Below are 12,142 nucleotides of genomic sequence, written 5' to 3' on the forward strand. Positions count from 1 at the left end.
TATCATTATACCGCAGCTTAATGCCTTCCTGTTTCAGCAGATCCCCAGCCAGCGGTGAGATAATGGTTCTCTGACTGAGCAGGATCTCTTTGACACCCCTTCTTATCGCGGGCAAACCGAAAGGACAGTGCCTGACCATAGTGTTTATAAACACTTCCTGCTGCCGCTCCAGGTCTTTTTTCTGGTCATGACTGGAAACCCGGCTGTACGCTACCGTTTTGTGCTGTACCTGTGGAGTCTGTTGCGTCATTAACTGACTGGCGCTGTAACGTCGTTTACCACCGGCAGTACGCTCAGGCACGAGTTTTCCACAAGCCTCCCAGCGACGCAGAGTAGAAGGGGATACCCCTAAATGGTCAGCGGCCCGGGAGATGGAGTATCGATCATTCACAACAGAACTTACTCATTTTGAATAGGTTCGAGTAACTATAGATAGGTTTTTGTTAACTGCAACAAGCCCGGCAACCTGATCACCACTGGTATGGAAACCGGCAGCCCCCAGCAGAGCCTTGAGCCCGGTAAAGCTGAAGAAACTCTGTCCAATGACCCTTGAACGGTAAACTTCATCCGTTTTTGCTGTCGGCACCAGAATCTGGTCCAGTGGGGGCATCGTTGGTTTGGGCATCGCTCACACTCCAGCGGGTATCGAATCCGGCATGGTATAGAATGTTGTTGCCGGGGGATTGATTCACCTAAGTGATGATCGTCTGTGTCAAAAAACGTCAGGAAGGGCTATAAGACTACAAATGGGGGGGATTACATTCCGTAAATATACACTCTTTATTTACGGAATGGTGGCGGGCTATTGAGGACTGCTCTGGTCAACAAAGATCAATTGTTCAGTAGCAAACCCAAGTGTTTTGGCTTTGTTGATAAAGTCCGATTTAACCTGATCACTGACGGTGGGTGTTCTGGCCAGCAGCCAGAGATAGTCTTTGTTGTTCCCGGAGATAAAGGCGTATTCATAGCCCTTCTGATCAAGCTCAAAAATAATGTAGGAGCCGTAGAAAGGACCAAAAAAAGAGACTTTCAGATATCCCTCGTCGGGTTCCCGGACAAACTTTGCCTTGCCTTCCGCCTGTTTGCGTTCACCTGCTTCAACCGAGTAACCAGAGTTGATGACCCGAAGGCTGCCATCAGGGTTGCCTGAGTATTCTGCAGTGATGTGGGAGAGGCCCCGTTCAAAGCGGTGATCCAGCCGGGCTATCTCATACCACTTGCCCACATAGCGATTAACCTCAAATGGCTTTACCGGGGTAATGCCTTCCGGGATTCCTGTACAGCCAGTAAGCAGTGCGATCAGGGACAGAATTTTAATCGTTCTCAAAGCGTTGCATCCTTCTTTTTTAACTACTTAATGCATCCCATAAAAGTAAACGAGTATGACAAAGTTTTTCACTTTACCGAGGCTGACAAACCCGGCTTTGGCATCCGGTTGAAAGGCTACCTGGCAGAGCTGCTGTCCATCGCCCTGGTCGAACCAGTGATGATCGCCGGTGACCATGGCTTCCAGTGCCCGGATATAATAGCGGACGATCTGGTCGATATCGTTTTGGCTGCACTCGTCACCGATGGTTAACTGCAGATTCAGTTGCTCCAGAAGTTGTTGACCATGGTTGGATACTTCCAGCAACCGGTAGGTCCCCGGTTCAAACTGAAAGTGGCGGGCACCGATAAGGCCGGTGATAATGACGCCACCGGAAAAGAGCTGATCACAATCAATGCCACTTTCTTCTAACCATTGTTCAAGACAGTTATTAATGGCCTCCGTGCAGAGTTCACCCTCTTCAAAGGGTGTCAGTACGGCGTCGGAGCGATAGATCAGTTCTGGTTTGCCCAGCTCCATCCGCTCGGTTATCGGATTTCACTCAAGGTATGCAGAGGCGATCATGGCACGGCTGGTGGTAGAACCAAAGTCGAGGCCAATCATCATTACAGACTGATTACCGGTAAAGTGTCTGAACATTTCGGTCTATGGCTGGAAGGAATACAACAATCATTTGGCAGCACAGGCTACTTTACCTGAGAGGGCTTAAAACCAAAACAGATTTGATGTGTTTACTTATAAAAGATTAAATTTTTACAAATTACATGGAGTTATCAGCCGCTGGTGGCTGTTTGCCGTGGTTTGTGAAAATTAACGTACAAAAGGGTATTCGTGCTAAAAGGTTTGGAGGGTATCGCTCTTGCAGGGAATAACGCTGTTTTTGTTTACCAACGATTTGAGGCTGAGTGATAACCGGGCCTTGATGCAGGCCGCTGCCAGCTGTAAACACCTTGTGTGTGTCTATTGTGTTGACCCTGCCTGGTTTAAGCCAGGCCATTACCAGTCAAGGGTAATGGGCGAGCATCGCTGGCGTTTCCTGTGGGAGAGTATTCAACAGCTTGAATCACAGCTTGAACAGCGACGGCAAAAACTGTTGGTGCGTTTGCAAAGTCCGTATCAAGCAATCGAACAAATGCTGAAAGCCCATAAAATCGATGCAGTCTATCGCAGCCGTAATACGGGTTTTCAGGAGAGTGCCTATTGGCAAAGTCTTAAGCAGAACTTCCCGGCAGTCACCTTCAATGAAGTTGAAACATTTACGCTCTTCCACCAGAACGATCTGCCATTTGCCCTGGACGAGCTGCCGGAAACATTTACTCAGTTCCGAAAGCACGTCGAAAATCTGCCCATTACCGAAGCCGCTACCGCACCGGATATCATGCCAGGGCCCATGCCCGGTTTGAATTACCATTCCGACAGGTTGCCGGCAAAGGCCAAAACCAACAGCCCGTTTACCGGTGGTGAAACGGCAGGGGCAGAGCATCTGAAGCACTATTTCTCAGCGCTGCTGCCAACCACCTATAAAGAGACGCGAAACGCCTTGCAGGGTTGGGAGACCTCAACCAAATTTTCACCCTGGCTGGCCCATGGCTGTCTCTCCGCCCGGCAGATTTTCCAGGCACTCCGGCATTATGAGTCATTGATTATGGCCAATGAATCCACCTACTGGATTCAATTTGAATTGCTGTGGCGTGAATATTTCCAATGGTACGCCCTGAAGCATGGTGTTCGGCTGTTTTCATCCAGAGGCATCCGGGATAAGTGTCGGTTGTCCTGCTTTTACCCGGAACGGTTTCAGAAATGGTGCGCTGGTAATACACCCTGGCCCATTGTGAACGCCTGCATGAAAGAGCTGCAGGCCACCGGTTACCTGTCCAACCGTGGGCGGCAAATAGTGGCCAGCTGCTTTATTCATGAACTGGGGATGGACTGGCGCTACGGGGCTGCCTGGTTTGAGCAGCAACTGGTGGATTATGACGTGGGCAGCAACTGGGGCAACTGGCAGTATCTGGCGGGCGTGGGTGCTGACCCGAGAGGGAGTCGCCATTTTAATTTGGATAAACAGGCTCAGCAGTTCGATCCTGATGGCAGCTATATCAACCGTTGGGGAGGGCATAAAACCTACCCTCTCGACAGTGTTGATGCGGCTGACTGGCCTATTATGCCGTGATCATACCAACTCCGCCTTCTAAATATGATAACGAGCAAGTCGTTTTGGACCGCTGGGCAAGGCGGAATGACGAGTAATAGCAGGGCTACTTGTGCCCTCGGGTATTGCGAGGAATTCCAACGAAGATCCAGCGGTTCAAAAAGACAAAAAGACAAAAAGACAAAAAGACAAAAAGACAAAAAGACAAAAAGACAAAAAGACAAAAAGACAAAAAGACAAAAAGACAAAAAGACAAGAGCAAAAAAGGACACCGAGCAAAAAAGGACACCCACTTTTTAAAAAGTGAAGAGAAGAGCAAAAAAGGACACCCACTTTTTAAGAGCAAAAAAGGACACCCACTTTTTAAAAAGTGAAGAGAGGGTGCGTCATTTATCCATTTTTTAAAATGATAGTATTGATCGTTTTAAGAAATCCTCATTCATACCAAGCAGGAAGAGCCTGGAAGATACTATCGAGACAATATAAGAAAGAGCCCTACAGAAAACTCTGGTCACATTAAAGTAAATGAAAATGTGTTGATCAGGCAGGATAGAGATTACCGCTCACAGACATCCCATGAACCCAGCATTTTCCGGTGCTTTTTGCATAAGCCTTCAGTGAAGCCAGCTTGCCGACTGCTCGGTGAAAACGATTCTGCCATCGCATAGTCTCCAGCCATTCATTTGGGTCAATACCCAAGCGTTCCAGGATAGGTGGTACATCGTCAGTTATACGGCCACATTTGCCTTTGCGGACAATTCGGCCAGACCAGTCAACCAGTTCAAAGTAGCTACTGAGTGGGTATGGAATCGCCTGTTCAGGGTTTTGACCCTGAGCTTTTAACGGTTTCAAGTGCGGCTTTTGTTTTTTTCCATTTGCACTGTCGTATGACTCAATGCGCTCTTTAATAGAGGTATGTTCTGAGGTTTCCAGCGTTGCGGCAATTTTTGCCCGGATGGGGTTTAAGTCGACATAGGCCATGCAAGTCAGCAATGCTGCCTCGTCTAACAGGGATTGACTTTTGTAACGACCTTCCCAAAAGCGTCCTTTGCACTCATCCTCTTTATTAGCCAGCCGGGCTAAGTATTCGTTGAGACAGCGCATGAACCAGCTGATATCCATTAAACGACCTCGGTACTCCTGGGCATATTCTTCGATGCGCAGCAGCTCTGCTTTGCCTGGCTGGTCGCCGGCAAGATAACGCTGAACCAGGTGTGGACCAGAAAACAGCTGCGTCCAGCGTTGTAAGACTTCTTTAGTGTCCCATTTTTTGGCTTGCTGACTATTAATATGGAGCACCACATGATAATGATTGGACATCACCGCATAAGCACAGACTTCCAGAGCAAAAATACCAGAGAGCGCTTTCAACCGATCAACCACCCACTGCCTGCGATGCTCATAGTTTTTGCCTGAGAAATTGTCTTGGCCGCACAGGAAAGCCCTGCGAACGCAGCGTGCCATGCAGTGGTAGTAGGGCGTACTGGCTGGATCTATGAGGTTTTTTCGGGCGGTCGTCATGTCATTTTTTTTGGTTACTGGGTATATGTGCTTAATGCCATAAGAGGCTCCAGAAGAAAAATAGACGGTGTGGCCGATTAGTCAAATTTTTGGGTGTCCTTTATTTTTGACGATTACCGATGGAGAATCGATCCTGTGTTACCAGTGGGGTTTTGTTCCATTGACCACGGTAACTCAGGGAGTAGTTGAACTGTTGGCCGAAATAGATGAAGGGAACTTGGAAACCTGCATTCAGCGTGATCAATGCAAAACGGGAGGTGCCTTCGTTAAATGCTTCTTCCGGCGCGGGCATGGCATCAAAAGCGCCCGTCCCTCGGCGATAGGCGACTGACATATTAAGCACACTCTGACCAATAAACGCCTGGTGCTGAATATCTGCTGCCCAACCTGCGGTGCGACGTCGTTGCACTAATACTTCGGTGTCATTGATGAAGTTCCTGGAGCGACGGAGCCAACCTTCAAGACCGAGAGTGAGTTTCTGGGAGGCATCCCGATAAACCAAACGAGATAATTTGGCGCTACCAGTTTCGCTGTCACCACTGTAGATATAATCGGTTGTGGCACCAGCGACAGTCTGATGATATTCACTCTTGCTGGAAGAAAAACTGAGTGACCAGTATCCCACGGGAATTACGTAATACAGTGAGTGGCCTTGTGTTCCGTAGTCTCTTGAGTCTCCTCCGCCCAGGTCATTGGAGAATGAGGAACAAATCATTGAGTAGAAATGGGTTGTCGACAGAGAGAGTGGCAGAGCCCTGGTAGCGTCCCGTAGCTTCACTGCCAGAGTCATCAGTGGAAAGAGTGAAGCGAAGGGGTTGTTTTTGCTTCCATAAGACGACCAGATCACTTTCTCCGGGCTGTGTTCCCGGCACAATCTGAATATCTGCTTCTGCAGTGGGCAGGCGTCGTAAGTTCTCCAGGGCTTGTTCAATGTCTCGCAGGTTCAATAAGTCTCCGGGCGATGCTGGGAATGCTGTCCATAGATTGGTGCCGCGCTGGGAAAAATTATCGAAACGGATAGATTTGATGCGGCCTGGCACTATGAATAATTCAAGCTCACCATTATTTAGGTCTTGAGGATTCGCCAGCACCCGGGTAGTTACATAGCCTTTTTTGATAATGGCATTCTGGATACGTTTCATGATCAGGTTGACGTCCTGGCCACCAAGACAGCGGCCAAGGGCCTCGTCACCCGGCTGATCCGCAGCGGAAAGAGCCCACTGGAACTGATCTGCTTCATCACCGGTTAAACGGATAATGTCGATCATGAAACAGTTGGTTTCTTCAGGTAAGGATTCAGCGACGGCCTTTGGAATTTGCAGGCGAACATCCGGTTCAGGGATTTGTTGTTTACGAATTACCTCTTCACGCTCTTGCTGGCGCTGGATTTCATTGGTGGGGTTAGGAGCATTAGCGTAGCCTGACATTGGTAAAGGAATCATAGCCGACAGAATCAAGAGATGTACTGCTCGATTGCAAACTCGCTTCAACAACTCATCCCTAAAAGACAACGTCAACTCCAGTATGAACTTTTATTTATTTTTGTGATTCGACTCTACATATAATACAAGCGACGTGTAAAGTGGTTGCCGGTTTAATGAGGCACTATTCTAATTAAGGCCTGACCGAGAAAGAAGCGATTGAATTAAGTACTGTGCTTCAGTACAACCTGAGCAAATTTTTGGGTGCCCTTTATTTTCTTGATTACCCGCGTGGTAGTGGTGTTGATAGCTCAGCATGGGATCTGAAAGCCCTGGGTCAGGTGGAAGTCGTGCCTTTTGAAAGGGGGGAATCTAACAGGTTTCTGGGATAACCGGCATACGGCGATATATCCATTGGGATAGCAGTTTTCGCAATGTAAGTCTTTGAAATAGAACCGGTCAAATGAAGAGATTAGTTTTAGTTAGCGACACTGACCAGCTTGTTAATGAAAAATTCAAACGGGGTAGAGACTGTCAACGATCACGAAGTGAAATATAATCACTTTCAGTCAGTAGCCAATTTTACAGAAAACTTTTCTTGATCTGTTCTCTCCGTTCTTCGACCATCCGGTCACCTGCCCGGCGTAAAGTGACCGAGTAGACGGTGAAGGCTCTTCTTTTTCTCAAATCGTCCGTGTCAACGTATTCCTCTTCCTCCGCGTTAAAGGTAATGACTGTTTCATTGTCACGGCTGAAGTCCCAGGTTGGCACAGTGTACTCTGCAAGGAGTGGATAAAAGTAGCGTTCTGATTTCAGCATTCTGAAGCCTTCTTCAGGATTGGAGAAATCAAAAAACTGCAGCGCTACACTACTACTGTAACGCGGAAACTGTCCATTGACGGCCAGCGTATTCCCATCGGGACTGGGAATGGCCTGGCCCCAGCAAAAATTAAGCAAATTGAAATGATCGCCCCGTTGTGGGTAATGTATTCCAGTGGATAGATTGACCAGAAGCGTTGAATATACTGACTTACCCGTCAAAACCCAGTCCTGGTTCTTGCACTGAAAGAAATTGTGTACTGGGTTCAAGCCATGCCGAATGAGATCCACCAGGACCTGACCGTCACTGCACCGTGTTATTTTGATGCGGCTGTGGCTTGTTTCCTCCCGATCATCTCTTATGACCGGAAGGTAAAAACCTGACTCCAGTTGATATTTCTGATCCAGCCGCGTTACCGTTGCCAAGGGTAAGTATGAATACAACCGGGAGCACGCCCTTTGATCGGCTTCATCAAACCTTTTCTGGTTCAGTTCGATCCATCGGGTATCCTTCCAGCATGCGTCGGTGTGCCTGTGGTCGCAGCCTCTATGATCCAGTCCGGTTGCCTCTGACTCAGGGCCTGAGGCCGTGGCATCTGAACCGGTCCCACGAATATTTTCTGCTGCTGTCTGGGCGGGTTGCAGAGATTGGTCTTCGCCTTCACAGCACGTTACTGAAGCAGCATTAGCAGGCACACTCAGGATTTCGGATGCGGGCAGGGGCAATGAATGTGACGGGTTGAGTTGTTGCCTGCAGTCAGCCTCGGACACTGTCGTAATCCGAGAGTCTCCCAGCATTTTGTTGACATCACCACCCTCAGGTAGTTCAAGTCCGGAATCAAGCCATCCGGTTGTCCCGCCGTCAGTGCTGGTGATACGGTGGGGACCAAATCCTGCAGAGCAGGGATTTGCTGCTGCGTCAGGTATCGGCTGAGTATTGTTCGGGGTATGACCACAAAAGTTGGGACTCAGAGGATTAGACATCAATTGTCCTCAATTTTTGATTTATTAAAAGAGATTGAGAATGTCTGGCCAGGCAGCCACCATAGCCAGATCACGAATTGTCCAGTCAAGTTTATGAATCCTGATCTGTCAATGCCTCTGCCGGTGAATATGATGTTTCTGTGGTATAACAATGCCCTGACTTTTACTGAATACCCGGTGTTGAGTTGTCTTGAATACTCTTTGGTCCGTAGCGATGAGGTTGTTCTGAGCCGGACCGTCAATTTAACGTAAAGTAGGCATGAAGCACTCCCAAAGAGCAAAAACTGCTGACAACAAGGTTGATCGAACCGCACAAAAGCAATGCCCCGTCTGTCATCGTCCTTTTTCCTGGCGAAAAAAGTGGGAGCGCTGTTGGGAGGAGGTTCGTTACTGTTCAAGGCGCTGCCGATCTCAACGAAACCGGGTGATGGATGAAAAACAATAAACGCTACTCTACCCTCAGACTGATTCTTGGAGACCAGCTCAACGCCCGCCATAGCTGGTTCAGCAAGCAGGATGACGACTGTATTTATGTGATTGCCGAACTGCTTCAGGAAACCGGTTACGTTAAGCACCATGTACAAAAAATCTGTGGTTTTTTTCTCGCCATGGAACAATTTGCCATGGCATTGCAGAAAGCGGGGCATCAGGTTCTGCATTTGACGCTGGATGAAACCAAAGACTTTGCCGACCTGCCATCATTGATTCTTCACCTGTGCCAGCAATATGCAGTGACCCGTTTTGAATACCAGAGGCCTGATGAATACCGTTTGCTGGCACAGTTAAGAGATTTTGAACCCGATAAAGCCCTCTTTAAAAAAGAGTGGGATACCGAACACTTTCTGGTTCCGTTTGAGGCGCTTGGCAAACGGTTCAAGCCCGGTAAGCCCGGCAGAATGGAAACGTTCTACCGAAAGATGCGCCAGCAGCATAATGTCCTGATGCATGATGGCCAGCCGGAAGGCGGGCAATGGAATTATGATGCAGATAATCGCTGTAAGCTCAAAGCTGCTGATATTGATGCGATCCCGGAACCCTTAATGTTTGCCAGTTCAACCGCGTCAGTACTGGAGCGGCTGAAACGCCATAAGGTACAGAGCTTTGGTGATATTAGCACTCATCTGCTCTGGCCGATTACACGCCAGCAGTCATTAACATTACTCAATTATTTCTGCACCCATTGCTTGCCGCATTTTGGTCAGTTCCAGGATGCCATGACCGCGAACAGTGACCATCAGTGGAGTCTTTACCATTCCCGGCTCTCCTTTGCCCTGAATACCAAAATGCTCCACCCGAAACAGGTGATCGATAAGGCGATCAGCGCCTGGCGGGAAAACCCTGAAGCGATTTCACTGGCGCAAATAGAAGGCTTTGTCCGTCAGATCCTGGGGTGGCGTGAATATATTCGGGGTGTCTACTGGAGCAATATGCCGGACTACGAGTCCATGAACTACCTGAAAGCGACCAGCGATCTGCCTGATTGGTTCTGGACCGGTCAGACACAAATGAACTGTATGCGTCATGCCATTACTCAGTCATTGCAGTATGCCTATGCGCATCATATTCAGCGGTTGATGATTACCGGCAACTTCTGCCTGCTGGCGGGTATTGATCCTGATCAGGTCGACCAGTGGTACCTGGGCATTTATATCGATGCGATTCAGTGGGTAGAGCTGCCCAATACCCGGGGCATGTCGCAGTATGCCGACGGCGGCATGGTGGCATCAAAACCCTATGCAGGCAGTGGTAATTATGTGCAGAAAATGAGTGACTATTGCCCAGGCTGTGTTTACCAGGTGAAGGAAAAAGAGACAGAAAGTGCCTGCCCTTTAAACAGTCTTTACTGGCATTTTATGGAGAAACACCGGGAGATGTTGCAGAGCAATCCACGGACCGCCCTGGTTTATAAAGGGTGGGACAAAAAGGGCTCAGCGGACAGGAATGCCATCCTGAAGCGGGCCCGGTGGTGTATTAATCATCTGAACGCGCTGTAAACATTTGATAGCCTGATAGAGCCGCCGCTGAGGGAGGCTTATCGGTAGGGTATTGTTGGGCAATGGAGTGAAGGACCCAAGAGCGTGGGAACCAGATCCTGGTTAGGAGCTGTCCTGAAATAATTTCCACATTTCTGAGTTTCAAAACTACGTTCGTCCTGAGCCTGTCGAAGGGCGTGAACTCCGGCCTCATGTATTGTGCCAATCACCCTTCGATACTTCGACAAGCTCAGCACTCAGGATGAACGGAGATCGAGTCCAAAATGTGGAAATTATTTCGGGGCAATTCCTTACTACAGATCATGGCTTGAGGTGGTTCACAATAATGGCGAGTGTCTCTTCAACCTTGTCAAACCGGTTATCAATGTTATTGAGTCGGTTATCAATGTTATTGAGTCGGTTATCAATGTTATCGAGTCGGTTATCAATGTTATCGAGTCGGCTTTCAATCTTATCGAGCCTGCTTTCAACTCTATCGAGTCGGTTTTCAACTCTATCGAGTCGGTTTTCAACCGTATCCAGACGATTTTGAATCCTGTTGAAGCGTTCACGGTTTTCCTGCTGGTGGGCATCCACCTTTTTGTTGAGTGTTTCGATCGCTATTTCGTGCCGCACACTGTGCAGGAACAGTTTTTTAATATCGTTCTGTGAGTTTTTAACGCTGATCTCTATTTGATGAATAGCATTCCAGAGCGCATCACTGTCTTTATCGTGGTTCATAAGGACAACTTCTGATTATTTTTGATGCGTTGAGAATAGCAGAGAATTGCCTCGTTCCCGGGTTTCTTTGAGGGAACGAGGGTGTGGGTATCTAACCCATCAGGCAGGTTTTGGCACCCAGGCTTTACACCAGCCTTCCGGTTCTACGGAGTTTGCCGGAAAAAGCCGGCAACCCTGGTTATCCGGGGTATAGAGCGCGCAATTCTCACACTTTCGTCCTTCCTGGTAGCCATCTATGGATTTAGCGTCGGCCTGTGTCTTCTTATAGGAAAGCCCTATTGCGGTAGGGTTGGACTCATCAAGTGCGGGGAGCGCATCAGCCCGGGCCTGGCGGCTGGGAATATTAAGAAGGGGAATAAGCGCGGATGCTGCGGCCAGTTGTAGAAACCGACGCCGGGTGGGGCCACGCTTTTCAGAATCGAATGGTTTTTCAGACATGGGAGTACCTCATCGTACTTTTATGTTTTTTAAACCTGATAGTATCAAGGCTTAAAACTTTTCTAATCATACGAGTAGGTATATCTCACGGATCATGGGGGAAATCAATCAGAAACGAAGTCGTGCAGGTTTTGTCGGGTAATCAGGCGGCTCACCGGCTCACCTCCATATTGTCGACAATCGCTGCGTCAACCGGGCCTTCGCAAGGGTGTATGGCTTTTCGGGCAGCACCACCTCTGGCGACCAGGACGAGGTCACCTATGTCGGCACCAACGGTATCAACGGCCACCAGTGACTGGCCGATTTCCTGCTCGCAGGGATTGATCAGCTCAACGATCATTAATTTGAAGCCACTGAGACCATCCTGCTTGGTGCTATCTAATGAAGAAGCCCATAAGCGCCGACCTTTTATAGATTTTCTCTCAAAGATTTTCTATATTCCAAGGGGTTTTCAAAGAATGGATGCATCTGTAAATGGAACGCCAAGTTTTATTGCTTCTTCAGTAAAAGATAAATTCAAAACTGGAAGTGGTTCCGATACGCTTGAAATATTAATCACTTACTCAAGCATAATCTTAAATCAGAGCACTTCTGCTGAACGCTATTTTATACAGGATGAATGTCTCCCGATCACTGCATTACAGCAGTCCGGTGTTAACCCGTTCATTGTCAAATAGATATTTCAATAATCTTGGGCTGCCATAACTGGCAGCAAGATGAAAACAAAGTAATTTGAACCACGATGCTACGTGATCTATATGGCTCATAG

14 protein-coding genes and 1 pseudogene are annotated in these 12,142 nt (G+C 48.2%); 5 read left to right on the top strand and 10 right to left on the bottom strand.

What is annotated here, in order from left to right; translation table 11 throughout:
* The 4 genes from ACO6V1_RS08565 to ACO6V1_RS08580 all read right to left on the bottom strand — a co-directional run.
* The coding region (locus tag ACO6V1_RS08565; protein WP_422466517.1) for a MerR family DNA-binding transcriptional regulator at positions 1–391 on the bottom strand (391 nt) is incomplete at its 3' end.
* Between the two features lie 12 nt (positions 392–403).
* Entirely contained in the window at positions 404–625 is a 222-nt protein-coding gene (locus ACO6V1_RS08570; protein WP_422443967.1) for a hypothetical protein, read from the bottom strand.
* A 177-nt stretch (positions 626–802) separates the two neighbouring features.
* Positions 803–1,327: a lipocalin family protein gene (locus ACO6V1_RS08575; protein WP_422443965.1), complete on the bottom strand. Its 525-nt coding sequence runs from the start codon at positions 1,325–1,327 to the stop codon at positions 803–805.
* 27 nt (positions 1,328–1,354) lie between these two features.
* Entirely contained in the window at positions 1,355–1,846 is a 492-nt protein-coding gene (locus ACO6V1_RS08580) for a hypothetical protein (RefSeq protein WP_422443963.1), read from the bottom strand.
* A 361-nt stretch (positions 1,847–2,207) separates the two neighbouring features.
* Between ACO6V1_RS08580 and ACO6V1_RS08585 the strand changes: the two genes are divergently transcribed.
* Entirely contained in the window at positions 2,208–3,497 is a 1,290-nt protein-coding gene (locus tag ACO6V1_RS08585) for a DASH family cryptochrome (protein ID WP_422443961.1), read from the top strand.
* Positions 3,498–3,588: 91 nt separating this feature from the next.
* Complete coding sequence (locus ACO6V1_RS08590; RefSeq protein WP_422443959.1) at positions 3,589–3,783, top strand: hypothetical protein; 195 nt, start codon at positions 3,589–3,591, stop codon at positions 3,781–3,783.
* A gap of 233 nt (positions 3,784–4,016) precedes the next feature.
* Here the strand turns inward: ACO6V1_RS08590 and ACO6V1_RS08595 are convergent, their stop codons facing one another.
* The 3 genes and pseudogenes from ACO6V1_RS08595 to ACO6V1_RS08605 all read right to left on the bottom strand — a co-directional run bounded on the left by ACO6V1_RS08595 (position 4,017) and on the right by ACO6V1_RS08605 (position 8,221).
* Positions 4,017–4,997 carry a transposase gene (locus ACO6V1_RS08595; RefSeq protein ID WP_422443957.1) on the bottom strand — a complete coding sequence of 327 codons (981 nt, stop codon included), beginning with the start codon at positions 4,995–4,997 and terminating at the stop codon, positions 4,017–4,019.
* A gap of 100 nt (positions 4,998–5,097) precedes the next feature.
* Positions 5,098–6,439 (bottom strand): annotated as a pseudogene (locus ACO6V1_RS08600) (ShlB/FhaC/HecB family hemolysin secretion/activation protein).
* A gap of 561 nt (positions 6,440–7,000) precedes the next feature.
* Entirely contained in the window at positions 7,001–8,221 is a 1,221-nt protein-coding gene (locus ACO6V1_RS08605; protein WP_422466519.1) for a hypothetical protein, read from the bottom strand.
* 259 nt (positions 8,222–8,480) lie between these two features.
* Here ACO6V1_RS08605 and ACO6V1_RS08610 point away from each other — a divergent pair, with 259 nt between their 5' ends.
* Both ACO6V1_RS08610 and ACO6V1_RS08615 read left to right on the top strand, forming a co-directional pair.
* On the top strand, positions 8,481–8,666 hold the full coding sequence (locus ACO6V1_RS08610) for a DUF2256 domain-containing protein (protein ID WP_422466521.1): 186 nt from the start codon (positions 8,481–8,483) through the stop codon (positions 8,664–8,666).
* Complete coding sequence (locus tag ACO6V1_RS08615; RefSeq protein ID WP_422466523.1) at positions 8,653–10,215, top strand: cryptochrome/photolyase family protein; 1,563 nt, start codon at positions 8,653–8,655, stop codon at positions 10,213–10,215. The genes ACO6V1_RS08610 and ACO6V1_RS08615 overlap by 14 nt, the downstream gene beginning before the upstream one ends.
* A gap of 300 nt (positions 10,216–10,515) precedes the next feature.
* Here ACO6V1_RS08615 and ACO6V1_RS08620 read toward each other — a convergent pair whose 3' ends face one another.
* The 3 genes from ACO6V1_RS08620 to ACO6V1_RS08630 form a co-directional block, all read right to left on the bottom strand.
* Positions 10,516–10,935: a hypothetical protein gene (locus ACO6V1_RS08620; protein WP_422466525.1), complete on the bottom strand. Its 420-nt coding sequence runs from the start codon at positions 10,933–10,935 to the stop codon at positions 10,516–10,518.
* A 99-nt stretch (positions 10,936–11,034) separates the two neighbouring features.
* A complete protein-coding gene (locus ACO6V1_RS08625) occupies positions 11,035–11,373 on the bottom strand; it encodes a high-potential iron-sulfur protein (RefSeq protein ID WP_101746178.1) in 339 nt (112 codons plus the stop codon).
* A gap of 151 nt (positions 11,374–11,524) precedes the next feature.
* A complete protein-coding gene (locus ACO6V1_RS08630) occupies positions 11,525–11,803 on the bottom strand; it encodes a EutN/CcmL family microcompartment protein (protein WP_422466543.1) in 279 nt (92 codons plus the stop codon).
* A gap of 28 nt (positions 11,804–11,831) precedes the next feature.
* Between ACO6V1_RS08630 and ACO6V1_RS08635 the strand changes: the two genes are divergently transcribed.
* On the top strand, positions 11,832–12,050 hold the full coding sequence (locus ACO6V1_RS08635; RefSeq protein WP_422466527.1) for a hypothetical protein: 219 nt from the start codon (positions 11,832–11,834) through the stop codon (positions 12,048–12,050).
* Positions 12,051–12,142: the final 92 nt, after the last annotated feature.

Source organism: Endozoicomonas sp. ALC013 (assembly GCF_049310205.1).
Lineage (GTDB): Bacteria > Pseudomonadota > Gammaproteobacteria > Pseudomonadales > Endozoicomonadaceae > Endozoicomonas.

Coding starts and splice junctions, on each gene's coding strand:
- ACO6V1_RS08635 (WP_422466527.1), top strand. CDS start 11,832: ATGGATGCATCTGTAAATGGAACGCCAAGTTTTATTGCTTCTTCAGTA.
- ACO6V1_RS08625 (WP_101746178.1), bottom strand. CDS start 11,373: ATGTCTGAAAAACCATTCGATTCTGAAAAGCGTGGCCCCACCCGGCGT.
- ACO6V1_RS08580 (WP_422443963.1), bottom strand. CDS start 1,846: ATGGAGCTGGGCAAACCAGAACTGATCTATCGCTCCGACGCCGTACTG.
- ACO6V1_RS08605 (WP_422466519.1), bottom strand. CDS start 8,221: ATGTCTAATCCTCTGAGTCCCAACTTTTGTGGTCATACCCCGAACAAT.
- ACO6V1_RS08610 (WP_422466521.1), top strand. CDS start 8,481: ATGAAGCACTCCCAAAGAGCAAAAACTGCTGACAACAAGGTTGATCGA.
- ACO6V1_RS08570 (WP_422443967.1), bottom strand. CDS start 625: ATGCCCAAACCAACGATGCCCCCACTGGACCAGATTCTGGTGCCGACA.
- ACO6V1_RS08615 (WP_422466523.1), top strand. CDS start 8,653: ATGAAAAACAATAAACGCTACTCTACCCTCAGACTGATTCTTGGAGAC.
- ACO6V1_RS08620 (WP_422466525.1), bottom strand. CDS start 10,935: ATGAACCACGATAAAGACAGTGATGCGCTCTGGAATGCTATTCATCAA.
- ACO6V1_RS08595 (WP_422443957.1), bottom strand. CDS start 4,997: ATGACGACCGCCCGAAAAAACCTCATAGATCCAGCCAGTACGCCCTAC.